Source organism: Serratia sp. 14-2641 (assembly GCF_001692375.1).
GTDB classification, from domain to species: domain Bacteria; phylum Pseudomonadota; class Gammaproteobacteria; order Enterobacterales; family Enterobacteriaceae; genus Chania; species Chania fonticola_C.
Genome location: NZ_LXKR01000077.1, coordinates 108323 through 133597 on the forward strand (window position 1 = coordinate 108323; position 25275 = coordinate 133597).

General features: G+C 50.7%; 31 protein-coding genes and 1 tRNA gene. 26 read left to right on the forward strand and 6 right to left on the reverse strand.

The window, feature by feature from the left end; translation table 11 throughout:
- The first annotated feature begins 6 nt into the window (after positions 1-6).
- Positions 7-720: an MgtC/SapB family protein gene (locus A6U95_RS24020; protein ID WP_065686319.1), complete on the forward strand. Its 714-nt coding sequence runs from the start codon at positions 7-9 to the stop codon at positions 718-720.
- Positions 721-790: 70 nt separating this feature from the next.
- On the opposite strand, the gene ybcJ is transcribed toward A6U95_RS24020, so the two are convergent.
- Positions 791-1003: a ribosome-associated protein YbcJ gene (gene ybcJ / locus A6U95_RS24025; protein WP_065686320.1), complete on the reverse strand. Its 213-nt coding sequence runs from the start codon at positions 1001-1003 to the stop codon at positions 791-793.
- An 11-nt stretch (positions 1004-1014) separates the two neighbouring features.
- Positions 1015-1881 (reverse strand): bifunctional methylenetetrahydrofolate dehydrogenase/methenyltetrahydrofolate cyclohydrolase FolD, encoded by an 867-nt coding sequence (gene folD / locus A6U95_RS24030; protein WP_021805409.1) that lies wholly within the window; start codon positions 1879-1881, stop codon positions 1015-1017.
- A gap of 228 nt (positions 1882-2109) precedes the next feature.
- On the opposite strand from folD, the gene A6U95_RS24035 reads away from it, so the two are divergent.
- The 10 genes from A6U95_RS24035 to A6U95_RS24075 all read left to right on the forward strand — a co-directional run bounded on the left by A6U95_RS24035 (position 2110) and on the right by A6U95_RS24075 (position 7203).
- Positions 2110-2322 (forward strand): hypothetical protein, encoded by a 213-nt coding sequence (locus A6U95_RS24035; RefSeq protein ID WP_065686321.1) that lies wholly within the window; start codon positions 2110-2112, stop codon positions 2320-2322.
- Positions 2319-2624: a hypothetical protein gene (locus A6U95_RS24040; protein ID WP_065686322.1), complete on the forward strand. Its 306-nt coding sequence runs from the start codon at positions 2319-2321 to the stop codon at positions 2622-2624. Before A6U95_RS24035 ends, A6U95_RS24040 begins: the two co-directional genes overlap by 4 nt.
- A gap of 142 nt (positions 2625-2766) precedes the next feature.
- A tRNA-Arg gene (locus A6U95_RS24045) sits at positions 2767-2843 on the forward strand.
- 165 nt (positions 2844-3008) lie between these two features.
- Complete coding sequence (locus A6U95_RS24050; protein WP_065686323.1) at positions 3009-4223, forward strand: integrase arm-type DNA-binding domain-containing protein; 1215 nt, start codon at positions 3009-3011, stop codon at positions 4221-4223.
- A gap of 144 nt (positions 4224-4367) precedes the next feature.
- Positions 4368-4739 carry a hypothetical protein gene (locus tag A6U95_RS24055; protein ID WP_065686477.1) on the forward strand — a complete coding sequence of 124 codons (372 nt, stop codon included), beginning with the start codon at positions 4368-4370 and terminating at the stop codon, positions 4737-4739.
- Between the two features lie 15 nt (positions 4740-4754).
- Positions 4755-5219 carry a hypothetical protein gene (locus A6U95_RS24060; RefSeq protein ID WP_065686324.1) on the forward strand — a complete coding sequence of 155 codons (465 nt, stop codon included), beginning with the start codon at positions 4755-4757 and terminating at the stop codon, positions 5217-5219.
- A gap of 222 nt (positions 5220-5441) precedes the next feature.
- On the forward strand, positions 5442-5639 hold the full coding sequence (locus tag A6U95_RS30190) for an AlpA family transcriptional regulator (RefSeq protein ID WP_074423397.1): 198 nt from the start codon (positions 5442-5444) through the stop codon (positions 5637-5639).
- Positions 5640-5734: 95 nt separating this feature from the next.
- Positions 5735-6544 carry an antA/AntB antirepressor family protein gene (locus tag A6U95_RS24065; RefSeq protein ID WP_065686325.1) on the forward strand — a complete coding sequence of 270 codons (810 nt, stop codon included), beginning with the start codon at positions 5735-5737 and terminating at the stop codon, positions 6542-6544.
- Positions 6537-6728, forward strand: coding sequence for a DUF4222 domain-containing protein (locus A6U95_RS24070; RefSeq protein ID WP_065686326.1), 192 nt, complete (start codon positions 6537-6539; stop codon positions 6726-6728). The genes A6U95_RS24065 and A6U95_RS24070 overlap by 8 nt, the downstream gene beginning before the upstream one ends.
- The gene (locus tag A6U95_RS24075) at positions 6721-7203 is read left to right on the forward strand and encodes a hypothetical protein (RefSeq protein ID WP_241810722.1); all 483 of its coding nucleotides are present in this window, start codon (positions 6721-6723) and stop codon (positions 7201-7203) included. Before A6U95_RS24070 ends, A6U95_RS24075 begins: the two co-directional genes overlap by 8 nt.
- Before the next feature lie 328 nt (positions 7204-7531).
- On the opposite strand, the gene A6U95_RS24080 is transcribed toward A6U95_RS24075, so the two are convergent.
- On the reverse strand, positions 7532-7723 hold the full coding sequence (locus A6U95_RS24080) for a YlcI/YnfO family protein (protein WP_065686328.1): 192 nt from the start codon (positions 7721-7723) through the stop codon (positions 7532-7534).
- A 208-nt stretch (positions 7724-7931) separates the two neighbouring features.
- Here A6U95_RS24080 and A6U95_RS24085 point away from each other — a divergent pair, with 208 nt between their 5' ends.
- The 14 genes from A6U95_RS24085 (at position 7932) to A6U95_RS31140 (ending at position 22681) form a co-directional block, all read left to right on the forward strand.
- Positions 7932-8150 carry a host cell division inhibitor Icd-like protein gene (locus tag A6U95_RS24085; RefSeq protein ID WP_065686329.1) on the forward strand — a complete coding sequence of 73 codons (219 nt, stop codon included), beginning with the start codon at positions 7932-7934 and terminating at the stop codon, positions 8148-8150.
- A complete protein-coding gene (locus A6U95_RS24090; RefSeq protein WP_065686330.1) occupies positions 8143-8322 on the forward strand; it encodes a DUF4222 domain-containing protein in 180 nt (59 codons plus the stop codon). The genes A6U95_RS24085 and A6U95_RS24090 overlap by 8 nt, the downstream gene beginning before the upstream one ends.
- Positions 8315-8524 carry a hypothetical protein gene (locus A6U95_RS24095; protein WP_065686331.1) on the forward strand — a complete coding sequence of 70 codons (210 nt, stop codon included), beginning with the start codon at positions 8315-8317 and terminating at the stop codon, positions 8522-8524. The genes A6U95_RS24090 and A6U95_RS24095 overlap by 8 nt, the downstream gene beginning before the upstream one ends.
- Positions 8524-8874 (forward strand): hypothetical protein, encoded by a 351-nt coding sequence (locus A6U95_RS24100; RefSeq protein WP_065686332.1) that lies wholly within the window; start codon positions 8524-8526, stop codon positions 8872-8874. The genes A6U95_RS24095 and A6U95_RS24100 overlap by 1 nt, the downstream gene beginning before the upstream one ends.
- Positions 8874-11633 carry a TOPRIM and DUF927 domain-containing protein gene (locus tag A6U95_RS24105; RefSeq protein WP_065686478.1) on the forward strand — a complete coding sequence of 920 codons (2760 nt, stop codon included), beginning with the start codon at positions 8874-8876 and terminating at the stop codon, positions 11631-11633. The genes A6U95_RS24100 and A6U95_RS24105 overlap by 1 nt, the downstream gene beginning before the upstream one ends.
- A 415-nt stretch (positions 11634-12048) precedes the next feature.
- Positions 12049-12681 (forward strand): hypothetical protein, encoded by a 633-nt coding sequence (locus A6U95_RS24110; RefSeq protein WP_065686333.1) that lies wholly within the window; start codon positions 12049-12051, stop codon positions 12679-12681.
- A 310-nt stretch (positions 12682-12991) separates the two neighbouring features.
- Positions 12992-13570, forward strand: a complete 579-nt coding sequence (locus tag A6U95_RS24115) for a hypothetical protein (protein ID WP_065686334.1) — start codon at positions 12992-12994, stop codon at positions 13568-13570.
- A 440-nt stretch (positions 13571-14010) separates the two neighbouring features.
- A complete protein-coding gene (locus A6U95_RS31300; RefSeq protein WP_171407030.1) occupies positions 14011-14184 on the forward strand; it encodes a hypothetical protein in 174 nt (57 codons plus the stop codon).
- A gap of 4 nt (positions 14185-14188) precedes the next feature.
- Entirely contained in the window at positions 14189-17038 is a 2850-nt protein-coding gene (locus tag A6U95_RS31305) for a hypothetical protein (protein WP_065686335.1), read from the forward strand.
- Positions 17035-18834, forward strand: coding sequence for a hypothetical protein (locus tag A6U95_RS31310; protein ID WP_065686336.1), 1800 nt, complete (start codon positions 17035-17037; stop codon positions 18832-18834). The genes A6U95_RS31305 and A6U95_RS31310 overlap by 4 nt, the downstream gene beginning before the upstream one ends.
- 2 nt (positions 18835-18836) lie before the next feature.
- Positions 18837-21311 (forward strand): hypothetical protein, encoded by a 2475-nt coding sequence (locus A6U95_RS24130; RefSeq protein WP_065686337.1) that lies wholly within the window; start codon positions 18837-18839, stop codon positions 21309-21311.
- A gap of 10 nt (positions 21312-21321) precedes the next feature.
- The gene (locus tag A6U95_RS31315) at positions 21322-21459 is read left to right on the forward strand and encodes a hypothetical protein (RefSeq protein WP_198927324.1); all 138 of its coding nucleotides are present in this window, start codon (positions 21322-21324) and stop codon (positions 21457-21459) included.
- A gap of 347 nt (positions 21460-21806) precedes the next feature.
- On the forward strand, positions 21807-22346 hold the full coding sequence (locus A6U95_RS24135; RefSeq protein ID WP_065686338.1) for a hypothetical protein: 540 nt from the start codon (positions 21807-21809) through the stop codon (positions 22344-22346).
- Between the two features lie 173 nt (positions 22347-22519).
- Positions 22520-22681: a hypothetical protein gene (locus A6U95_RS31140; RefSeq protein WP_158006240.1), complete on the forward strand. Its 162-nt coding sequence runs from the start codon at positions 22520-22522 to the stop codon at positions 22679-22681.
- Positions 22682-23103: 422 nt separating this feature from the next.
- Here A6U95_RS31140 and A6U95_RS24140 read toward each other — a convergent pair whose 3' ends face one another.
- The 3 genes from A6U95_RS24140 to A6U95_RS24150 all read right to left on the reverse strand — a co-directional run bounded on the left by A6U95_RS24140 (position 23104) and on the right by A6U95_RS24150 (position 24021).
- Positions 23104-23343: an AlpA family phage regulatory protein gene (locus A6U95_RS24140; RefSeq protein WP_065686339.1), complete on the reverse strand. Its 240-nt coding sequence runs from the start codon at positions 23341-23343 to the stop codon at positions 23104-23106.
- A gap of 125 nt (positions 23344-23468) precedes the next feature.
- Positions 23469-23759 carry an AlpA family phage regulatory protein gene (locus tag A6U95_RS24145; protein ID WP_065686340.1) on the reverse strand — a complete coding sequence of 97 codons (291 nt, stop codon included), beginning with the start codon at positions 23757-23759 and terminating at the stop codon, positions 23469-23471.
- Positions 23743-24021, reverse strand: coding sequence for an AlpA family phage regulatory protein (locus tag A6U95_RS24150; protein ID WP_065686341.1), 279 nt, complete (start codon positions 24019-24021; stop codon positions 23743-23745). The genes A6U95_RS24145 and A6U95_RS24150 overlap by 17 nt, the downstream gene beginning before the upstream one ends.
- Before the next feature lie 637 nt (positions 24022-24658).
- On the opposite strand from A6U95_RS24150, the gene A6U95_RS24155 reads away from it, so the two are divergent.
- Entirely contained in the window at positions 24659-24868 is a 210-nt protein-coding gene (locus tag A6U95_RS24155; protein ID WP_065686342.1) for a hypothetical protein, read from the forward strand.
- Positions 24869-25275: the final 407 nt, after the last annotated feature.

The window sequence follows — 25275 nt, forward strand, 5'->3', positions numbered from 1 at the left end:
AGCAACATGGACAGCTGGTTATCGGTGCTGGGCGGGTTGGGGCCGCTCCATCTGGCGACGGTAGGCAAGATAGTCGCGGCGTTTGTTCTGGGGGGCGTGATTGGTCTGGAACGTGAATCCAAGGGCAAGCCTGTTGGGTTTAAAACCTGCGTGATCATTGCCGTCGCCAGCTGCGTATTAACGGTGGTGTCGATTCAGTCTGCAGAGTATTACGCCGAGATCTCCGTCAATATTCGCAGCGATCCCATGCGGTTGGCCGCACAAATTATCAGTGGGGTGGGCTTCCTGGGCGCAGGGGTGATTTTGCACCGGCGTGATGACGCCATTTCCGGCCTGACGACCGCCGCGATCGTGTGGGCATCGGCGGGAGTGGGGATAGCCTGTGGAGCCAGTTTTTATTTGCACGCACTCTTGGCTACCACACTGTTTTTACTGGCGATAAAGATCAGCCCCTATATTTTCCTGCTGCAATCGAGGAATCAATATCTTGGGAAGGTCAAAGTACGGCTGATACTTGATGAGCAGGCAGGGCTAGCCAGCTTGATGGCCCAGCTTAATCAGCAGAGAAACCTGATTGATGCAATGACCATACGTGACGTCAAAAAACACAAGATTGAAGTTAACTTTAAGCTGACGGTAAGGAAAAGGACGACCCTGGACGAACTGTATGGCTCACTGCGCGCTATGCAACACGTGTGCTTCGTCGCATTGGAGCATTAGCGGGTTTGAGTGGATCAAAAATGCCGGGTAGCTTAGCCGACCCGGCATTTTTTTGCTGGCGCTTGAACAATCAGGCTTTAACCGTGACGTTCATGCCTTTGTAGCTGACCTTCTGGCCATCAACGATCTTGCAGCGCTTACGCGTTTCGACCTGACCGTTTACTTTGACCTGCCCTTCGGCGATCACTTCTTTCGCGGCACCGCCGCTGTCACACCAGCCCTGGAACTTCAGCAGATCGCACAGTTCGACATGAGGGTGACTTTCCAGATTAAAAATTTCCATACTGCCTTAACTTAGTTAGGTTGAACGTCGTGAAATTCCTCGCAGGCTTGCAAGGTATTTTGGATCAGTGTAGCAACGGTCATCGGGCCGACGCCACCTGGAACCGGAGTAATGAAGGCCGCACGTTCGCTTGCGGCTTCGAAGTCTACGTCGCCGACTACTTTACCACTTTCCAAGCGGTTGATGCCGACATCGATCACGATCGCACCCGGTTTGATCCAATCTCCTGGGATAAACCCAGGTTTGCCCACGGCAACGATCAACAGATCGGCATTTTCGACGTGGTGACGCAGATTTTTGGTAAAGCGGTGCGTGACGGTGGTGGTACACCCGGCCAGCAACAGCTCCATACTCATCGGGCGACCAACGATGTTGGAGGCACCCACCACCACGGCGTTCAGGCCATAGGTATCGATGTTATAGCGTTCCAACAGGGTGACAATGCCGCGTGGGGTACAAGGGCGCAGTTTAGGTGCGCGCTGACACAGGCGGCCGACGTTGTAAGGATGGAAACCGTCTACGTCTTTATCCGGGCTGATGCGCTCCAGCACCTTCACATTATCAATGCCTGCTGGCAAGGGGAGCTGCACCAGAATGCCGTCAATTTCTTTATCGGCGTTTAATTTGTCGATCAGCGCCAGCAGTTCAGGCTCGGTGGTGGAGGCGGGCAGATCGTAAGAGCGGGAAATAAAGCCCACTTCCTCACAGGCCTTGCGCTTGCTGGCGACATAAATCTGCGAAGCCGGATTCTCACCAACCAGTACCACCGCCAGGCCCGGCGCACGTTTGCCGGCCGCCAGACGTTGTTTCACTTGCTCAGCTACTTCGTTTCTAACCTGCTGCGCAATCGTTTTGCCATCAATAATCTTTGCTGCCATCAGTGAGGAAATCCATCATTTAAGAAAAGCGGGGGATGGCGCTATTTTGGCAGAAGAGAGGCGCGCTGTCAGGCTTTCGATCGGGTTAATGCAGAGAATAAGCACACGATTGCGTAGCGGTTTATACATTTTTTACACCAACGGAATGATCCTCTACGCTTTTTTTACCTCCAGTCTTTTAGGCTTTACCCATTGCCCCTGACGTTTGGGGTCTATGGAGGCAGGATCATGAAGGCGATTACTCGGCTCTATCCATTGCATCAACCTGGTGGACATCCAGCAGATGAACAGCGGCATATTGGTGAAACGGTGTTTGATTCCTCCCTGCATCCGGCGCAGGTGGTGGTGTTGCAGGCGCTGCATCGGCTTTGTAAGCCGAAGGAGAGCCGTTCTTCCTGGAGCCAGCGTATGGCGCAGTGGTACAAAAGGGGCCACCAATGATGCGTAATGCTCCTTTGTTGCTGGCATTGCTGTTTGCTACGCCACTTTGTCAGGCATCGATGAATACCTTGGCAGCCAGTGAATTGCCGAGGGCAATGCTGGCGCAGACCTGTAATGTGCTAAATGCCCCGCAGGCCGATTGGGGGGATATCAACGCCGTGGTGCGATCGGCACGTGCCTGTATGTCGCAAAAAGCAGGGCAGAGGCCAAACCCACGCCTATTGGCACCCGCGGTTGAACCACAGGGGGTTGATGAGACGGTATTGTGGCAGGGGATTAGCGTAGCCAGATCATCGCGTTAGGGTGACTTATCATAGCTTTTGTGTGCGAAAAATCGCCATAAGACACCTCTGCCGCCACCACAGAGTCAAAAGGCATTGACTCAATAACCTCTGACCGTATAATCCAACTCCGCAACCTCGGTTGCCGCATCCGCATTTCAATGCGCCCTTAGCTCAGTTGGATAGAGCAACGGCCTTCTAAGCCGTAGGTCACAGGTTCGAGCCCTGTAGGGCGTACCATTTTTACTTCTCCCAACGTCTACTCAAATCTACTAAAACCCTCTATAATGCCTGATACAGCTGATATCACCGTATCCCAACGTCTACCTAGTTCTACTGAAATCTACATGCATGTGGGGGTATATCTGGTGGTATGTCCAGGTTCAATGAAGTGGGGTACCCCCAATGAAGTTAAATGCCCGCCAAGTAGACACCGCCAAGCCTAAGGACAAGCCCTACAAGCTTTCTGATGGTGGTGGTTTGTATTTGCTCGTTAATCCGACCGGGGCCCGTTACTGGCGTCTGAAGTATCGCGTGGCTGGAAAAGAAAAGCTTTTAGCCATAGGCGTGTATCCAGACGTGCCGCTCGCTGATGCCAGAGCCAAGCGTGATGAAGCCAAACGCCTGTTGGCTGCTGGTGGCGATCCTGGTGAAGAGAAGAAGTCGGAGAAACAGGCTAAGAAGGTGAGCGTTGAAAACACCTTTGAAGCACTGGCCAGAGAGTGGCACGCCTACAAAGTGCCGAGCTGGTCAAAGGGCTATGCTGAAGATCTGATGGAGTCCTTCGAAAAAGACATCTTTCCCTTCATCGGGAAACGACCCGTTGCCGATATCAAACCCCTTGAAGTTTTAGAGGCGCTGCGCAAGTTAGAGAAACGTGGTGTTCTCGACAAGATGCGCAAAATTCGCCAAGCCTGTAGCCAGACGTTCCGTTATGCGATCGTCACCGGTAGGGCCGAGAACAACCCAGCCAGCGAATTAGCTGGAGCGCTCGCCATTCAGAAGCATACACATTACCCCCACCTGGTTGCGACAGAGTTCCCTGAGTTTCTCCAATGCCTCAATGAGTACACTGGCAGCCCAATAACAAAAATTGCGACCCGGCTATTGCTGCTGACAGGTGTTCGCACCATTGAACTACGCGCTGCTGAATGGGCTGAGTTCGATCTGGACAAGGGGCTTTGGGAAGTCCCTAAGAGCAGAATGAAAATGCGCCGTCCACATTTGGTGCCTCTTTCTGAGCAGGTTTTGATTCTGCTTCGCCAGCTCGAAGAAATGACAGGGCGCTTTAAGCTGGTTTTCCCTGGGCGGAATGACAGCACCAAACCGATGAGCGAGGCCAGCATTAACCAAGTGATAAAGCGTATTGGCTATCACGGTAGAGCGACCGGTCACGGCTTTCGCCATACCATGAGTACCATCCTACACGAACAGGGCTATAACACTGCTTGGATTGAAACCCAACTGGCCCACGTCGATAAGAACAGCATCCGGGGAACCTACAATCACGCCCAATACCTGGATGGTCGCCGGGGTATGCTTCAGTGGTACGCCGATTATATGGAGAGCCTGGAGCGGGGCGGGAATGTTGTGCAAACCACATTTGGACAACGTGCATGACTGGGTGTATAGACAGTGCTAATAGACCGCAGTAGACTTATCTAGACGAGTAAAGAATAGGCTATGTCTAGGGTAGCTCCCGAAACCCCGTACACCTCTACGGGTTGGCATAGCCGCCAAAAATTAGAGGGCGTGAGGTGGCGAATGGAAAAAAATCTGAATATTCTTGCTGATCTAGAAGCAAAAGATCGTGAGTTCATTTCAGTCAGGGAGTTATTTGAGAGAATTCGAGTTCTTCAACCTCATGTAACTGATATTGAAATAGCAAAGTGGCTTTCGTGGTTGACAAAAAGCAAACAGCCGCCTGAGTTTGTTTGGCGAAACAGACGTGGGGATATTGAATCTACTCAATGGAACGATGATCCTGACTTTGATAGCCTCATCGACATTGTTTTGGAAGAGGGTACCGTACCAATTATCAAAGTGGATACTGCTGTTAAAAAAATACCTACCGGTTTAGTGACTGTAACTTCATCAGAGCCACCAATGGATTTTGATGACGATATCCCATTTTGATTTGGAGAATAGAATATGGCTGGTGGCTGGGGTAATAGCGAAAATGTAAAAGCAGAACTCTTCGATAGCTATGGGTTTAGAAGGGGCGATTTGTCGGATTTTTTAGAGGGTACTGGTGTTTTTTTACATATTCCTCTAGATGAGATTAAAGAAAGTATTCGGCTTGAGTATGACGAGTCTAGCTGCGTCGAAGAAACAGTTTTGTTAGAAAAACTAATGCAAGAGAATGAAATTTTAAAAGAGCAAAACAAAAAGCTTAAAGAGTCTACTCCTTCACTTCTAGGAAAGTATAGGAGTGATGATCCGTTGCTATTGGCTATAGAGATACGGAATAGTGAGTGGAGTAAATATGACCAGGAAAATGATAGGGCAACGCGAGGGAATCAATCGGCAATCATCCAAGAGCTCGAGGATAAAGGTTTTTCTAACATTCAGGCTAAGGCCATTGAAATGGTTGCTTGCCCGATCAAACGTGGATGACTTACCTCTAGCCCTAAGGGTTAACACTAGCTTTGACTGTTAACCCTCAGGGTAGGATCGGACTAGCCCTCAGGGTTATTTGGCGATTTAGTCACCATGGCGCCCTCAGACCTGAGGGTGTTCCCCTTACCAAAACTACCTCATGCCTGAGGGTATGAAATAAAAGCATTTTTTTATGTAATCATTTATCTCGTAAACCACAATAGACGTTACGAGGTAAACATGACAAATACTCTTATTCGCCTTACCGAAGTCCAGCGCCGTACTGGCTACAGCAAAGCCTGGATCTATCGCCTCATGTCGCAGAATAAATTTCCTGCCTCTGTAAAATTAGGTCCTCGGGCCATTGCCTTTGTTGAAAGTGAGATTGACGAATGGGTCAATCAACGAATTGCTGAATCCCGCAAGGAGGTCGCCTGATAAAGAAAAACAGGTGTTCATTGTTGCGTGCTGTTCCGGTGAATTCTACTCAGTGCTCATCGGCAGCAATCAATAACTTTAACGAGGGATAACCAATGGGAATTGAAAAATCGGCCAGTACTGGCTGGGGCCAAACTCACCCTAAAGAAAGTCATAGAGTTATTAATAGTAATGAGTTTTCTATTTTAGTGCCGGTTTTTTACGGTCGGATAGGTGGGCGTGAAAGTAATACTGTGAGTGCAAAGGCATTACATAAAACGCTGGGTGTGGGCCGTGATTTCACCAACTGGATTAAAGGACGTGTTAGCCAATATGGTTTTATAGCTACTATCGATTACGTGTTGGTTGAAAATTTGAGCGCGCCAAAACGGGCGAGCACAAAAGGCAGACAACAGATCGAACATGATTACCTAATTACTCTGAGCATGGCTAAAGAACTGGCAATGGTAGAGCGCAACGAGCAGGGGCGCGCCGTTCGCCGTTACTTTATCCAGTGTGAAGAAGAATTACAACGCAGTGCTCCAGAAGTGGCAGCACGCTTCCGCCGCCAACTTAAAGCCCGCATAGGTGCCGCTAACCTATTTAAACCAATGTGCGCCGCGCTGGATGCTGCCCGCGCCGAACAGGGCAAGCAGACGCTACAGCACCACTACAACAACGAAAGCAATATGATCGCCAAGATTGTGCTGGGCGGTCTTACGGCCAAACAGTGGGCGCAGATAAACGGCATTGACGGCGAACCACGCGACAGCATGAACGCCGAACAGCTTGAACACCTCTCCTACATGGAAAGCACCAACATCACTCTGATTGATATGGGGATGGACTACGAGCCGCGTAAGGCTGAGTTAATGCGCCTATCGCAACGCTGGTTAACCAAGCGCCTGGGGGCTGACTATGACTAAGCCAACAGGTAAGCCTCAACCAGGACAGCGCTACAAAGACTCACACGGCCACCGGGTAACGGTGGTTAGCGTGGAGTTCCTGCGTGTGACGTTCTACCGCGACGGATATGAGCACCCATGCGTACAGCCGTTAGAGCGCTTCGACAATGGTTATCAGCTTATCGCCGGGGGTGAGGATGAATAGCAGCAACAAAGCAGCCATAAGCGGTGTGCAGGTTAACGGCCTGCCGATTGAACTGGTGCGCCAATGGGCTGAATTCTGGACTAAGCAGAGTTTCGCTGTGTCGGTGCCAACTGAGCTACGCCGCCAGTATTACCCGGACGATGCGGCATTCGGTAAGGCTATGCGCGGTGCTGGTTATGTCCCGGTTCGTACTAAAAAAATCACAGGCAAAGATGCTCGTTTCTGGCTCTATCGCAAGACCGGGAATGATAAGGGGTCGTCGCTTGATTGTGATAATAAAAACAAAGAGTTAATGCGAGTTGTCCAGGCGTCAAATAAGCCTCAAAAAGCCTTCAAGCCGGTGGCTGTCGATGGTCAACGGCTGTACGTGTATGACGACCACCTCCGATTTCTGACCAAAAAACGCCACCGTGTTGATAGTGTTCGTATTCAGGGCTATACGGCTAAGGGTGTTCGTCTGGAGGTGCTGGGATGATGGCGATAACTACAGCCTGCCAGAAAGAAGCCTTTCCCCTGGCTGCCCGCTTGTCACAGCTCGGCACCCGGTATGCCTGGAACCTGTCAAAACCTGACACACGCAGCCGGGTAGCTGGTGGCGCGATCCTAACAATTCCTAAGTCTCTGAGTGCTGCCGGTCATTATCCAGTTTTGGATAATGCTGTTATGCATGGGTTTTTACATGCGGCAACCTTTGCGCACCGGGTATGCAAAGCGGTAGCGATTGGGTTTTTTGAGTCCATAAAAAAGGGCGGCATTTCTGCCACCCCGGAGTGTGTGAGGCAAAGTGCAAAATCGCACTTTGGTCACTCTTTTGGTTTCTTGCGCTGCTCCAACTTGAGCTTTCGCCCACAGGCATCAAGTACCCAGGCGGAAAAGTTGGCGCTGGGGTTTTCTGGCTTCTCTCGCTCTACGCTTGCGTCTATTTCTTCAATTAGTTCGTGTGGAAAGCGGATTCCCTTCAAGCTTGACTTGTTATTAACATTCTTAGTCGCCATTGGCTTTTCTCCTAGATGGTGTGTAAGCACTATACACAAAAGTGGAGGAAATAAAATACTTGACGTGTTAGAACACTTACGGCTATGGTGTTCTAACACCTTATCCACAGGTAAGGCACAGGCAACACACAAAATAGCGACGCCCCGGAGTGGTGGAACACTACCGAGGCGTCTTACCACCAACGTTAAGTACAGTAACGAGGTAGCTATGTCAGATCATACCACACCCTTAACCGGGCGGAATTCCTTCACCCCGAATAAGTTCACCTGGCGCTTTCTGGCGGTATCACGCTCAGACCGTAACGCCAAGCTTTGCCGCATGTCTGTAGAGGCATACACCGAGCGCGAAGCCCGCCAAGTGCTGGCCCCTCACTTCATCCTGTCATTGGCCGCCCGCCTGCCGGTTCAGGAGGTGAGCCATGCGTAAACCGATGCCAAAAGAACGCTATCAAGATAAGCGTGGCCAGATCATTACCATCAAATCATGCATTTTCAATCGTGTGATATTTGCCCGGGCTGGTTATCAGGCTGAATGCACGTATCCGCTCAATCGTTTTGAGTCTGAATTTACCCTTGTCGGAGAGAAAGCCCATGACTAATACAACTCATTTTCTCACCGCAGCACTGATTCATGACACCGAGTGCCTGTTAGCAATCTTGCGCACGATCAACGATGTTGACGATCCCGAGCGCCAGAGCTTTTTAGTCGATGCCGCCGAAAATATAGGTAGCAATCTTCTGAGTAAATTGCAGTGCAACGAGGCTATCGAGGACACAGCATCAGAGGGTGGACTTGCCTAATGAAACTCATCACTAATGATCCCCGTCTGAATGCCATCGCAAACCAGTATGCGCTTGCTGTGCATCGGCACGTAATGCAGCAGAACAAGGGTGGCCAGTTCGATTTTGGCATGAATGGGCAAGCTAGCTATGTTGCCATTATGGGTGGTGTGCCTGGCATCCGTGACTTGGTTGACTCTTACCTTTTGGGTGCATTAAAGCTGAATTGCCCGCAGTTGGATCTTTTAGTTATTCAAATGATTAGCAAATGCTTAGACGATGACAACCTGACACCGCGAGGTTTGGCGGTCTGGCAGAGCATAAAGAAAGATATGTACGCAGACCGTACTAGGCAATGGGGGGCGGCTTGATGCGTAACATTGACCTTATCCGCGAAGTGACCAAATCAGCAGCTAACCGATGGCCTGACGTGTTGCCGATGGTGGGGATCGACGTTCCTGCTAGCCCACGCGCACAAGTAGCCTGCCCTGCTTGCGGTGGGCGTGACCGGTTTCGGTTCGATGATAACGGGCGCGGTTCGCATTTCTGCAACCAATGCGGAGCGGGTGACGGGTTAGACCTCATCCAGAAGGTGAACCGGTGCGACGCCACCGAAGCTGCACGGATGGTCGCTGATGTGCTGGGTATTGATTACCGGACAGCAGATACAGCACCAGAGGCCACCAGCCAGAGCAAGGCAATAATCGAAGCTGAGCGCCAACAGCGTGAGCAGGATCGCCAGCAGGCAGAAGCCACCGAACTGGAGCAAAAGCGCCAGCGGTTCAATCGTCGTTATACCGCGTTATGTAACAGCGCCGCGATGGGGGGATCGGCCTACCTTGCGGCCAAGGGGCTGACCGGTTTCACCTTCCCCACCCTGAAAGATGGCCGCTTGCTGGTGGCACTGACCGACGAAATCGGCACAGTCACGGCAGCACAGACCATCACCCCCGCTGGTGAGAAACTGCAGGTAACGGATGGCACCAAGCGCGGCGCATACCATGCCGTAAACACCCCAGAACAGCTGCACACGGTGATTATTGCCGAGGGGCTGGCAACTACCTTAACCGCCCACTTGATGCGCCATGATGCGCTAACGGTGGCCGCTATCGATGCCGGAAACCTGCTACACGTTGCTCAGGTGATGCGCCGGAAGTACCCAGAGGCACAAATCATCATTGCCGGAGATAACGACCACCACGCAGACGGCAGCACCAACACCGGCCGGATCGCCGCAGAGAAAGCCGCTACCGCTGTCGCCGGGTGGGTATCAATACCACCGACAGAGCACAAGGCTGATTGGGATGATTATCGCCAACAGAACGGGATAGAGGTTGCTGTACTGGCGTTTAACAATTCACTGTATCAACCCAAGGGGGAAGGAGTGAGCGTCCAACTGAAAGCCATTGAGGGCGGTAAAAAAGGCCACCAAGAGGCTGACCCGCTAAAACCTCGCATTGAGAGTCGCAAGGATGGCGTTTTCTGGATCACGCCGAAGGTAGACCAGGTGAGCGGTGAGGTGATCAACAATGAATCGTGGTTGTGTTCACCACTGGAAGTGATCGGCACCGGTCGGGATGACAAAGACCAATACCTGATTATCCGTTGGCTACCGGTAGGCGAACCCCTGCCAACAACCGCAGCCATTCCCCTAGCCGACATTGGCGAGCGTGAAGGCTGGCGCACACTGAAAGCGGGCGGTGTGAACGTGACCACGAAAACCGCGCTCAGGGCTACCCTGGCCGACTGGTTCCAACGCGCTGGCTCTCATGAGATTTGGCGTGTGGCACAGGCTACAGGCTGGCAGTGCGGGGCATACATCATGCCGGATGGTGAGGTCATTGGTTCACCTGAAAGGCCGGTGCTGTTCAATGGTCGCAGTGCTGCCGCTGCGGGGTACACCGTCAAAGGAACGCCGAAGAGCTGGCGTGATTCTGTGGCGCGATTGGCGCGTGGCAATCCCTCCATGATGGCCGGTATCGGTGCGGCACTGGCCGCGCCACTCATTGGGCTGGCCGGTGCTGACGGATTCGGCATTCACTTTTACGAGCAATCCAGCGCCGGCAAGACCACGACCGCCAATATTGCCAGCAGTCTGTACGGTGAGCCTGACGCCTTGCGCCTGACGTGGTTCGGTACGGCGTTAGGGATAGCCAACGAGGCCGCCGCGCACAATGACGGACTGATGCCGCTGGATGAGGTGGGCCAAGGCGCTGATCCGGATAGCGTGGCGAAATCGGCCTACACCCTGTTTAACGGCGTGGGTAAGCTCCAAGGGGCCAAAGAGGGCGGCAACCGCGATTTGAAGCGCTGGCGTACCGTGGCGCTCAGTACCGGGGAAATGGATATTGAAACCTTCATCGCTACCGCTGGCCGCAAAGTGAAGGCCGGGCAACTGGTGCGCCTGCTGAATATCCCATTGGAGAAATCACAGCAACACCATGAAACAGCCAACGGCAAGGCCCACGCTGACGCTTTGAAAGATGCCTATCAACACAACTACGGGGCCGCTGGCCGCTTTTGGATTAAGCACCTCGCCGACCACCAGCAACAGGCCATAGCCGCGGTGAGAACCGCTGAGGAACGTTGGCGCTCACTGATACCGGCAGACTATGGGGAGCAGGTTCACCGGGTAGCAGCGCGGTTCGCTGTACTGGAGGCGGCGCTGTTGTTCGGGGGCATTGTTACCGGCTGGGATGCGCAGGAGTGTCGGGACGCGATACAGCACAACTTCAATGCCTGGATAAAAGAGTTCGGCACCGGCAACAAAGAGCACCAACAGATCATCGAGCAGACGGAAGCCTTCTTGAATGCCTACGGCCTGAGCCGCTTTGCGCCGCTGCCATATGACCCTCAGAGCCTGCCTATTCGAGATTTGGCCGGGTACCGGGACAAGGGTAAGCATGATTGTGATGCGGTGGTGTTCTACACGTTCCCGGCAGCGTTTGAGGATGAGATAGCTCGAGGGTTCAACTCGAAGCATTTCGCAAAGGCGCTGGCGGGAGCCGGAATGCTGACACCGCCGGCCAGTGGGCGAGGCTTTCAACGGAAATCACCGCGTATCAATGGGCGACAGATCAATGTTTATGTGATCCACCACCTGCCAGACGGCGAACAGTCAGAAGAATAAAATCTCTACGTGCGAGAAAACATGTTGGTTCAGTTAGTTCAGTTGGTTCAATTTGTAAAGATGCTTGTTTTTAAAGGTAATTATCTTTGATTTTGAACCAACACTGAACCAACAAATGCCTATTTTGAACCAACAAATTATTGTGTTTCTGGCTGGTGGCTTAAATAACGAGCCATAAAACCAGCGGAATAAGAGGGAAAATCACTCAAACGCTTACTTGTAGGGGGATATTATCAGATAGATAAAGGGCTTTCCGGTCATGATGTTTTGCGTATCTGGTGCTAGAGCATTAAAGAAGAGGGGGGTAACAAGACAAACTATGGTCGCTTACACCGATGCGAGATCGAGAGCTTGAGAGTATGATTGTTACTGATAAGACACTGACAATATTGAAAAATAGCGATTAAGGATAATTATGTCATCACTAATCTTTTATACACAGCCAGATTTGGCTGTTGTGGCAACAGATACGTTGGCTGTTGATAGCAATGGTCGTCCGGCTTTTTATACGAATAAGGCTGCCTATATCCCAACTTTACGAATGATAATTGCTGGGGTTGGGGTGGCTGGATTTTCCTCCCAATGGGCGGAGCATGTTAGCAGCAGGATGCTTCTGTCTGGCATAGAAAACCTTGACTGCCATGCACAAGACGGGCTGCTTTCCTTGTGGGATGATTTTAAAAATGCTGAGGCTATAGACCCGGAATCATCGACAACAACTGTTTATCATATTGGTTTCAGTGAGGAAACAGGTGATGTTACTGTATTCGCTTATAGGTCAACTAATTCGTTCATGTCTGAGAGACTTGGTTATGGAACAGCAGTAAAGCCAGATTGTAAAATCATCGATGGAAATCTGATGGAGACCATCCCATCCATGATGAGTGAACAAAGGCGATTGCAGGAAAGTATGCCAATAGAGTCAAGAATATATATTGGTGGGGATATTATTGCCATCATGCTGACAAAAGATGAGTGCAGATATTTTAAACTTGGTGAGTTTCCTGACCGAGAGGCAAATTTCCGGGAAATGCTCTTTAATTTGTGACAGGCCCGCCTCGCGCGGGTTTTTTATGCTCGCAGCGCGGAACCGTTCGGAGTTCGTGAGGTTGGCAATACTGGAGAAGCTGGGGCGGGTAGATAAATACTACCCTCTTCACCTGACAGACCACCAGATCCCTCACACTTCAACGCTAACCCGATTTTTTTGGATTCATGGGCCCGCAAAACGAAACCTGAAACATTGCGCAAGCCGGGCTAGAAGCCGCACCACGACAGGGATAAGCACGATTGCGCACGATTCGCATTGCTTACAACTCCCATATTATTTCGTATTCAAAAATCTGGAGATTGCGAAAATGAGAGAGCGAACCCGGAGCTACGCAGATGCACTCCCCCGCATCGGATTGACGTTCCTGGGGAATATGCGCCAAAACTTGGCAGATGTACCAGACAGCTACGCCATCTACACCACCACCGAAAGCGGGACGCTGTGGATCGCCAGAAGCGACAACGGATACAAGGCCACCATCAACGGGCATTCGTTCAGGCTATCACTGACAATCACCAAGGCCGGTTATGGTGTGCGGCATTGGTATCTATGCCCTCACTGCCACCAGCGATGCGCAAAGCTACATATCGGGCGTAAGAGTATCGCCTGCCGTAAGTGCTGGGGGCTTCACTACGCCAGCCAGAGCGAGGATCGGATAACCAGAATGCGCCGGTTAATCAGAAGCAAGCGCCTTGCCATCTGGGACTATGACACACCGGACCTAATGAACCTGGTCAAGACGCCTTTTCAATTCGCAAAGCCCAAGGGCATGAGGTGGGAAACGTTCGAGCGTAAACGCTGGCATTTGTTCCGGCTGGAGGAAAGATATTGGAAGGTATTTATACCGATTATCGAACGACTGACAGGAAAGATTGAGCGAACTTAGGAGGTTGTGAGTCAGCAATCCTGACGCTCAATCTTCAAGCCACTGGCTTACCGGTGGCCATGAACGATGGTTGTAATGGAGGAACGTGCGCCCATAAGATTTTTACACCAGACTCACCTGTGACGTGTCACACGATAAAGCGTGACTGGTCACGACAAGTCACACAGCAGATCACCCGCCTCTTGGCGGTTCACACCTTCGAAAGAATCCCACCAGACCAACCTTCATCACAATAGTTATCATTTTTTATACGCAAAATCATTACGTTATCCATCACTTTCAAATGGTTAATAACTGATAATCCGGTGCGATAAAATTCTTTAAATATAACTTTTGGTAGAAATATTTTCTCTTTATTGTGTTTTTTATGGTTAATTTATTTTGCGTGTTTTTTGGTCTGGAGTATCATTGTATGAATAACCAGCCATGGGAATGCATACATGAAAAACACCCGCTTTAACCCTAAACCAATACTTATCGAGCATGACTGCGTTGAGGCGATGAAACGCCTTCAAGAGCAGGAACGCAGTAAATCCCCACTTGGTGTTGCGCCATCCCTCCAAGACATCGCCCGCGGCCTCATCCGCAAAGCATTACAGCAAGTAGGAGAATAGCTCCATGCCAACAGTACCGATTTCCCAACGCCAAACAGCGCCAGAAATGGCCCCGGTCAACAACGTCAATCTTCGGTTGCCACAGCAGGGGCTTGGTGAACAACTCGCCCAGGTAGGCGGCAATTATTTGCAGGCGCTGGGCCAGGTGAAAGAGAAGCAGGATCTGGCCTTTGCTCAGGATAGGCTGGTTAAATTTCAGAGCGATGGTGACGACCTGATCAACAATCCGCAGACCGGTCTGATCACAAAGCAGGGTGCCCAAGCCATCGGCCAGGGAGATGAGGTTGCCAGAAAATTAAGCACTATGGCGGCAGAAGCTTTTAATTCTATCCCAGACGGGCCCGCCAAAGAGCAATTTAGAAACCAGTTTGAGATAGCTGGAAAGCCTCTCGCCAACCGTGCACGCCAGTATGAAGTTGGTCAGCGCCAGCAGTTTGAAGTAGGGCAGCAGCAGGGGATGATCGCTAACCAGATGCGTCAGGCGCGGGATAATTATGACAATCCTGAAATAATCGAAAGTTCCCTCTCTCTTGGTGGGCAACAGATTTTTTCCTACGGTAGAGCGCACGGACAGAGTGATGAAGAGATCGAATCAAACTGGAATGATTACCGTGAAAGTATGGGTCGCGGTGTCCTTCAGGCCCGTGTAGCGTCCGGTAAATTCCAGCAATATCTTGATCGCAATGGTGAGCCGTCAGATGTTGGTGGTGTGGCCAGGGCATCTGAAAGCAGCAAATACGGCGGCCAACCAGGAACCACAAAAGGTATGGTATCGGCTGGGAACATCGATCTATTAAGTCGGCCAACGGTTAAAAATGATGATGGAAGCATCAGCACTGTACGAAGTATTTCTATAGGCACCGATGATGGTGAGGTTTTAATACCAACCGTAAGCGATGATGGAAAGCTGTTATCTGATGATGAAGCCATCGCCTTATACGAAAAAACAGGCAAGAATCTTGGCGTTTTTGATAACCCTGATGACGCTACAGCTTATGCTGAATCCCTTCATAAGCAACAAGAGAATATGTATGTCGGTAAACCTTCCGATCCTCTTGGCCTGCGTAACAACAACCCAGGCAACATAGAATTCAGTGATAAAAACCCATGGGAAGGTCAGACCGGCAGCGATGGCCGCTTTGCCAAGTTCGAAACGCCTGAACATGGGATCCGTGCCCTGGGCAAAAATCTGCTGTCATACAACAGGCTGCACGGGCTGGATACTGTTGGAGGGATCATTACACGGTGGGCACCTCCGAAAGAGAATAAAACCGCTGAATATATCCAAGCCATTTGCGCCCGGCTCGGTGTTGGTGCCAATGACCAGATCGATGTAACCAACCCGCGCACGCTGGCCGAGCTGTGTGCCGGGATAATTCGGCAGGAGAACGGTAAAGAGGGGGCCAGTAATATCAGCGCCGATCAGATTAATAACGGCGTCAGCGCCGCGCTTGGAATAACAGCACTGCCAAGCTCCAAGAGGCGCACTGGTGATCTGGCTTTCGATATGTCTAGCCCAGTAGATCAGGCGTCTTACCTCGGTCAAATGCAATCGATGCGGAACCAGTACCAATCAGAATATCGCGTTGGACTGGAGTTGCGTGTCAAGGATGCTGAGGCTGCTTACTTGATGGGTAAGGAAGCACCTAACCCACCAAAGTTGGGTGAGTTCATCACTGCTTACGGTGAGCGTAACGGGCCAACGGCATACGAGCAATTTCGAGATACGCAACAGCTTGGCTCTGATATTGCTGCTGTGCAGAAGTTATCATTTACAGCGCAGCAGGACCTATTAACCATGCGTGAGCCGGTGCCTGGTGATGGGTTTGATGCAGCATCAAAGCGTCAACGGATCTTAGCCCAAGCAGTGAACACGGTTAACAAGGCAAGGGTGGCCGATCCTATCCAGTATGCAACTGAGCTAAGCCAAGTTGACCCCATCAATATCGGTAACCCGGTAGTCTTGAAAGGGGGCCTTGTGAGCCGTGCCTCATCTGCTGTACAGGTATCACGGCAATACGGAACGCCGCTAACAATATTCTCCAAGCAGGAGGCGGCTCAACTTGGCGACATGTTGACTAATGCGCCCTCTTCTCAATCAATCGCCTATCTCGACTCCATGCGGCAAGGGTTGGGCACCGGTGCGGAGTATTCTGCAGCCATGCAGCAGATCAGCAACCATGCTCCATCCGCCGCAGTTGCCGGGGCAATCATGGGTAAGAGTAGCAACGTGGTTGCTAAATCTGGGTGGGGTTGGGGGTTGGTCTCTGACACGATGGTTAGCCCTGATGTGGCAGCCAAAACAATAATTGAAGGGGCCAATGCAAGAAAGGGGATCAAGACCAATATCAATGGTGTCGTTAATGAAACCAAGGGTATTCCAATGCCAAAAGACACCGATCTACGCCCTGACTTTGTTGATGCAGTAGGCAATGCTTTTGCTGGTGACGCTGCAGGTGCTGAGCAGGCTCTTGAGGTCGCTAAAGATTACTATGCGGGGCTGATGGCGCGTAAAGGCACTTTCTCTGGTGAGTATGATAAAAATGCCTGGACGCAGGCTATCAACGTCGCGACTGGTGGGGTTTATGACTACAACGGAATGGGCGATATTTTCTTGCCTTGGGGGATGTCTGAAAGCCAATTTGATCAGGAGGTGGATAAGGCATGGAAAGAGCAAATAGTTGATGCTGGCATTAAAGCCTCTCCTGGTCAGTATGGATTACAAAGCCTTGGTGATGGCCAATATCTTATTAAAAATGGTGGAGCTTATCTGCCAGGAAAAGACGGAAACCCATTTGTACTACGTCTGAACAACGAGCGCGTGCGCTTTGGGCATGGAGGTATTCCGGAATGAGTTATTTTGGCTTCAATCAGGCGCAAACGAATAAAGAGCTGGCGGCCGCAGCAGAAAATTTGATTGGTTCTTCCTCTCGTTCCGATGCAGATTTCTTCGATGGTGCATTCACAGCGCCGTTCAAAGGGTTGTATGCCGGGGTAACTCAGGCCGATCAAGTTGCTTGGGCTGGCGTTGATGCTGTTGTCTCACCGATTGCAAGTGCGGTGAATGACACCTTCGGCATTAACGACACATCGGAATCTTTCATAAAGGAACAGCGCAGGCTGGCCGAGCAGCAGGTTAGAGCGCTGACCCCCGATCGTGGTACCACCGGCACCGCCGGGCAGGTGTTGTTTTCACTCGCAGAGATCGGCGGCCAAGCTGTTGCTGGTTCGCTGGTGGGGGGGCTACCAGGCGCCGCGGCAACGGTGGGCGCTTCGCAGGGATTTTCCGATTATGAAAAATCCAGCGCTGATGGTGTTGATTATGGTACCGCAGTTGAAAAAGCTCTGGTTACTGGCGGCACATCTGCCCTGGGGGCGGTGCTTCCAATGTCGTTGGGATTACGTGCGGGTGGGATTGTAGCTGAAGGTGCTGGCGCGGCATTATCCAGCGCAGGCGGTAGGGCTGGAGCTATCGCGGCGGCAGGCGTAAGAGCTGCCCCTGATATGTTCTACGCAGCCGGTACCAGCGTTGCCCTCGGCATGGCGCAACGTGGCTTGTCTGCCGAAACCCTTCGGCGTGGCGGGTATGATGAGATGGCCAGGCAGTATGACATCCTGGATGGTCACGCACTGGCAACAGATGCAGTGCTGGGCGTTGCCTTTGGTGGCCTGGGCCGATTCCTCAATAGCCGCGGTGAAAACGTCCCCACGCGTACTGTTACTTCTGATGAGGTGTCAGCAGCACTGACAACCAGCTCACATCTCAATTATGAAGTTACAGCTTCCCCTGGTGTTCCTGTCAGCGTGCTTTCCCGCAATGCGCACTATAACGCCATGAACAAAGCAATGGCTGACGTTCTGGCCGGGCATCCTGTTGATGTTGGGGCGCTGATGGATGGGGCACAGTTTCTACAGAGAACACCGCGCGTAGACATGGCATCGCTTTCTGTCCGTGAAGCGTTGGGCCTTGTCGATGAAGGCATTACCGCCCGCGCCAGGGAAACGACGGATCTTTCGGAACTGGCCTCGCAGGTTATTCCCCGCGGCGAACGGCAGGTATTGTCCCGCGAAATAAATGATCTATCACACCGAGCTACCCGAGCGGAATCCGAACTGCAACGCCTGCAGGAGCAACCTTTGTCGGGAAGCGGTCGCAAGTTGGCGGAGGCACGCAAAGAGCGCCAGGGCGAGCTACAGCGGCTTACCAAGGAGATTGAGGCATTACGTTCAGACATTACAGCCCGTCAAACCAGGCTTGCTGATAGCTCACCAGGTGGACGATTCCATGATGCACGGTCAACACTGGAGCGCCAGCGCCAAGCAATTGAGCAAACCGAAGCTCATGGGCTTTCCCTCTTTTCCACACCGAAGCCAAGATCCCGCGAACAAATCCAGCAAGATGAGATTGCCGCAGTTGAGCGGCTGATTCGTGGTGCTGATGAAACGACCAATGTTGAAACGGATATTCGCGATGCAGAGCGCGCAGTTGCTGAAAATCCCGATCTGCAAATTCATGTCTTAAATCCGGACGACACCATTACTTCGGTGAGGGCATCCGAGTTGCTGGAGCAGGCAAACCGCGATGTAGAAAACGCCAAGCATGACGCGAGTTTATTTGACGTGGCCGTAAGCTGTTTCTTGAGGGGATAATAATGAAAGATGCTTGTATTCAAGCCGTTAAAGATGCAGCAAACAGATCGCTGACCATGGCAGAGATTAAAGGGATTGAGGATCGCATTGTTAAAAACATGCGCAATTTGGCTCGCAATGACCCGGCCGCTTGGCAAAGCCTCAGTGCTGCTGAGCGTATGAAACGCGCTGGCCAGGCTGCCGCCGATGAACTCCAAGCAGAGGCGGCCCTGAAAAAGCGCAGGGTGGCACTCACGATAGCTGCCCGTCAGCGTCTTGATTCCTACATCAACAGCTATCAGGGGAAGGGTGGTAAACTAGAAGCTCTAAACCGCACTATTGCCTTTCATGCTGACGGGAGAGCTAACTTTCTTTCTGTCGAGTCCAGAGCCAAAGCAACTCGCGATTATTCGCTGAGCCAGCTTGATGAGTTATTCGAAGCCATCGATCCTCGCTTCTTCCAACTTTTTGAAGATGCTCAGGGTGTTCGCGATCTGGTTTATGAAATTCGAGGGCAGGACACATTAAACGCGAGAGCGAAAAAAGGCGCTAAAGCATGGCGGGATGTGTCGGAACTACTGCGCCAGCGCTTCAACGATATGGGCGGCGACATAGGGCGCCTAGAGGATTGGGGCTTACCGCAGCACCACTCTATGGCCAAAGTGGCAAAGGCCACTCAGGGCGAGTGGGTTAGCTTTGTCAGCGGTAAACTCGACCGAAATAAATATGTGAAAGAAAACGGCGAACTGATGAATGGCGCCGAAGTTACCGCATTCCTGGGGAATGCCTATGAAACGATAGCTACCGGCGGCATGAATAAACTTGGCGATTCAGGTATGCGTATTTCTGGTGCACGTGCCAATCGTGGTAACGCCGAGCGGCAGATCCATTTTCGTGATGCTGAAACGTACCTGGAGTACCAGCAGCGCTTTGGTGAAAAATCAATGTGGGATGTGATGGTTAACCACCTTGAGGGGATCAGTAAGGATATTGCCCTGGTGGAAACCTACGGGCCAAACCCGGACCATGTTTTCCGATCTCTGCTTGATGAGTTGTCAGGAGCGGCAGCGAAGGCGGATCCACAAAAGGCAACGAGCATAGGAAAGCTAAGGGATGGCACCGAAAACCTTTACAACTTTATCGCGGGAAAAACGCAGCCGGTAGCTAACCCCCATATCGCCCGTTGGTCTAATCATGTTAGGAATTGGCTCATTGCTACCCGTCTTGGCTCTGCGTTGATCTCGTCACTATCGGATAACGGCACCATGTATTTGACGGCCAAGGTTAACAACCTGCCAATGGCCCAGTTGCTACGTAATCAACTGGCGGCATTAAACCCGGCTAATGCTACGGAATTGCAACTTGCCCGCAGTGCCGGTCTTTCTATGGATACGTTGATAGGCAGCGTCAATCGATGGGCCACGGATAATATGGGGCCGTCAGCGTCCCGGTGGGCGGCAACAGCGGTAATGCGTGCCAGCGGCTTGGCTGCATGGAGTGACGCGGGTAAGCGTGCCTACGGCGTTACGATGATGGGCGGGATCGGTAACCTAGTTCGCAAGCACGCTGACCTTGCCAGGATCGCAGATGATGATGCCCGCATCCTGAAGAGCAAAGGTATATCCGAACGAGACTGGACTGTATGGCGTTTGGCAGACCAGGAGGATTGGGGCAACGGCAACTCAACCATGCTTACCCCTGAAAGTATTATGCGCATACCGGATAGCAAACTGCAGGCGTTCGGTAACCCGGAGCGCGTCAGGTTCGAGGCAATGCGTAAGCTGCTGGGTTCAGTGGCAGAAGAGGTGGATATGGCGGTAATATCACCTGGAGCCAGGGATCGCATGATCACCGGTGCTTACAAGCAACGTGGCTCAATTAGTGGCGAACTACACCGCAGTGTATTTCTTTTTAAATCGTTCCCTATCTCTGTAGTAATGCGCCATTGGGCGCGAGCAGCAGCAATGCCATCTGCTGGCGGCCGTGCCGCTTACCTTGCTGCGTTCCTGGCCAGTACGACCATCCTTGGCGCAATGTCGCAGCAGATAAACGATATGCTTTCTGGTCGCAACCCTCGCGAAGCTTTCGGAGATAAGGCACCACAATTCTGGATTAACGCTTTGCTTAAAGGTGGTGGTTTGGGACTGTACGGGGATTTCCTTCTATCTGATCACACTCGATACGGTGGCGGTGCGCTGGCATCACTTCTTGGCCCTGTGGCTGGTCTTGTTGACGATGCGGTCAAATTGGTTCAGGGTATCCCGCTGAATGCTGTAGAAGGGAAACCAGAGCAAACTGGTGGGGATCTGGTGAAGTTTGGCAAAGGATTGATACCTGGGCAAAACCTGTGGTACACAAAAGCTGTGTTGGATCATCTGATATTCAATCAGATGCAGGAATATTTTTCTCCCGGCTACCTGCGCCGAATGGAGAAAAGATCCAAGAAAGAGTTTAACCAGACGTACTGGTGGCGGCCGCAGGATAGGTTACCGCAGTAAGGAGTACTAAATGGTGCTTTTCTGTCTGGGGGTAATTTTTATTATTGCCCTTGGGATTATGGAAAGAAGAGGGATTATTGATGATGGGCAATTTGCCGTTGCAGTCGTCCTGACGTTGCTTGCGGTCGCCGGTCCTATGGTGGATTAGTTGCTTACAATCCAACAAAAAGCCCGCTAGGCGGGCTTACACCTCTGCAAGCTCTTTCATCGCTTGGCTATAACGAGCCATCCCCATGATTGTAGCATTCTTAATCTGGTCATTACCTTTGGCTGGTCGCGGTAGTGCTAATAAATTATTGTCCCGCTTCGGGGCGTGGATGTTCCTTATTTTCATGATCAAGCCTCAATAGTCCATTGCTCCCCAGTTATCCACAACCGCATCGCCGATCAACATCTTCACCTGGTTTGGAGTGGCCGTATGAAAGGCACTTCTGCATTTTTCATTCTCTCACAAAAAAGTTACCATGGATGACTTGCTAAAAAAGGATGTTATCGATGCTTACTTTACAAGAAGTCGGTGAACAGACCAGAAATGCGCTACAACTATTGATAGACCGAATGGAACTGGGTTTGGCTGTTGGCCCACTGAAAGATGCTGATTACAAGCTTCTTGCATCGGGGATGTACGGTGATCTGAATTGGGAATGGGGTATAGGTCAGTACACGGGGAAAGAAAATAGTATCGATCTATGTTTCAAAATACTTTCTGAATCAGAAGGTTACCCAGCAGGGATATCTCTTTGTGCATACCGCACAGATACTCAATCTTTTGAAGTCTACATGATAGAGAATTTCGTTAGGGACGATGAAGGTCACCCTCTTTACAAACGCATGGCCTTGTTTACCTTCATGGCAGCCTACATATTTACTGATGCTGTCCATGGAGCCAATGTAGTTGTGTCAGAACCAGACCAAGAACTCCGAGGCTATTACGGTAAGTTCGGGTTTAAGGATGATCCTACATGCGCATACCGCATGATATGCACCATTGAGGAACTCCAGGCGGCACTTGGTAATCCGGAGAATGCTTTCTAGGTTTTACCTGTCGACAGCACAACAAGTAGTTACCTTTATGGTGACAAAAACGGTGGATCTTTGTCGACACAACAACTACTATCATCATCACTGTGGAACGGCTACAACCAGTTTTACAGTTTTTCTTGTAAAGAGAGTCACGTGGGGTTACCCACACGCTAAGGAGATGTCACATGTCATATGCTAAAGAAGCTAAGTTCGATACAGTCGACACTTATGCTCGCATTGGTGCATCTATCGAGCTTCTAACTAGAGCCGCTCCAACCCTGTTAGAACGCGCGAAAGCACCAGCACGCGAAGTTCAAGGGCCGCGCCGTCAGCGCAAAGTTGCCTAATTTTAGGCTTTGTAAGCAGCTTATAGAAGCAAGCCCGCATGATGCGGGCTTTTTCTTATCTGTTAGAAAGTGCTTTCTTTTGCTCAATCTCTCCCAAAAATCCACATGCGTTTTTTTGCCCCGGCCACAAAACATGTAATGTGTACAGAATTCTTTAGCAGACAGAAGACTTACAACCAATGCAGCGCTAGCGGCAATAAGTGGTAGCTGATCTTTGTCTGTTGTTCGATGAACTCTGTTCTGTAGTGTCGCAATTTTAGCCATGCACTTGGCTAGCACATCACCTCAACTTCATTGACGACACCAGCTGCATAGTGACTATTACCTGCCAACTTATCCGCTAGGGGGGAAAGTTGCGGGTCTCACGGAGCAGGCGTGGTCAAATTTTACAGAGGCTTGTATGATCTGGTTCACATTGCCATCTATAAAGGCACAGGCCTCGCCTTACGCAGCCTAACGTCAGGCTTTCTGTTGGTTTCCATGCCGGTCCCCTGCTCTTGGTGCAAGTCTAGCCAGGTTTCGACTTCTTCAAGGTTCCAGGCGACGACGCCTGCGAGGTTGAACCGGGCCGGGAACTTGCCTTGTTTCTCCAAGCGGCCAATGGTGGAATCAGATAGCGGCACCACTTGCAGAAGCCTTTTCCTATTAATTGCTGCTTTCATCGTTGATCTCCTTGCGGCTAATTCCGCAAGATTTTAGACAACAGAGAGCCATGGTTTGATGAGTTGGTCGGTTACCATTATCTGCCTAGTCATCTACCATGGCGATGATCTACAAATTATGCTCCTCACAGAGCAAAGCCTGGATCACCTCTTACCGCGGCTTGTATTGCAATCCCTTTAGTTACCGGACGCGTCTTACGTAACCTAACATCTGGCATGTTTACTGGCTGCGTCCCTGTGCCTGCCGCTTGGCGGGCATCAAGCCACACCTCAACCTCGTCCCCATTCCAAGCGACGCGACCCTCGGTGATAGCGAACCGTTTAGGGAACTCCCCTGCCTTCTCCAGTGCATTGATGGTGTAAAAGGACAGCGGTACTATTTGCAGGAGCTTTTTTTTATCAATCGCTGTTTTCATCGTTGACCTCCTTTGTGGTCAACTCAGCGAAACTATCGTGGCGCCTCATGTTGGCACGAGGGTGGTTGGTAATGGCGACACCAGAAAATTTAGCCTGCCGTTCATCAAGCCACTGCTCAATCTGGTCTTGGTTCCAGGCTACGCGTTGTGGGGTAATGCGAAAACGTTCAGGGAATTCGCCTGCTTTCTCCAGCGCCTCGATCGTTGACCAGCTCAAAGGCACCATTGCCAGGAGTTGTTGTTTCCCAATTGCTGCTTTCATAGATATATCTCCATATTTGCGATTAACTATCCAGAGATGTAGACAGTGATCGGCCTCAGTAATCTGATTTTCTGAAGAGATCTGTGACATTGGTTGCCAAAGAGCTGAATTGGAACTGAACCAACACATAAAACCCGTTTGTTGGTTCAAAATTGGCATTTGTTGGTTCACTTTTTGAAAATAAAGCTTTATAAAACAAGCATCTTTACAAATTGAACCAACTGAACCGACTGAACCAACATACTTTTGCTTATATATAGAGAAATGTCAGGGGGAAAACGCTTTCAAACGGTGGAATGGGGCTTTGCGGGCAGCAGCCACGTTGAGGATTGCCGAAAACATGTTTCAGCGTGGCAACTTCGGGCAGCTAAATACTAGACAGTTATGGACGGAATGAGCACCAAGCGCAGCAACATCAATTACTACTAGCCCGCGCCCCCTCTGGCTTTGAGCTGTTTTCATGCCTTGATAAACGATTATGCTTGTCTAAAATAAATTGACCTGATTAGTTTTATTTAGATTGTCACGTTGCAACCCATGTCGACATGACCGTGAGCGGGTAAAGCTGATCGTGTTGTTCAGTCTCGATGTGAATGTGGTGATATAATGCGCTCTCAAAAACAAGACTGGAGAAGGCATGGAAAAGTTAAATAAAGAGCTGTATTCAATCCTTCGTGGGCAAGAGCTTACCGGGTGGGATAGCAAGCCGATACTCGATGCTATGTCACCATACTATAAAAACGGTAACGAAGAAGTTAAGGCGCTAATCATCAAAAAGGTTGAATCTTTGAAGGTCGAGCCCGGGGTGGAATTCCCGACTAATTATGAACAAATTCTGAAATCTTAAATCAACCGCCTACGGGCGGTTTTTTATACCTCAGGGAGCGGCTATCCGAAGATGTTGTGTAGGGGTTAACCGTTCCATGATGCGGGATTATCCCGTATGTACCAGAGGACAAAAATGCCCCTGTGGCCGGATCCCCGTTCAAGGTACTCAGGTTTCAATCAGTGACACCGTAGGGTGAAAAGTGAGCAATCTAGGCGGGCACAAAAACATTTGGGGGTATGATTGGGGGTATGATATGAAATTGAATATAAAAATATTAATATAAATCATTCTATTATGAGTTTTTATCGACTCCTGTAGGGTTTTACTTCTCCCAACGTCTATTAAAATCTACCAAATACTCTTAGGCTGCCTATTACAGCTGATATCACCGTATCCCAACGTCTACCTGGTTCTACTGAAATCTA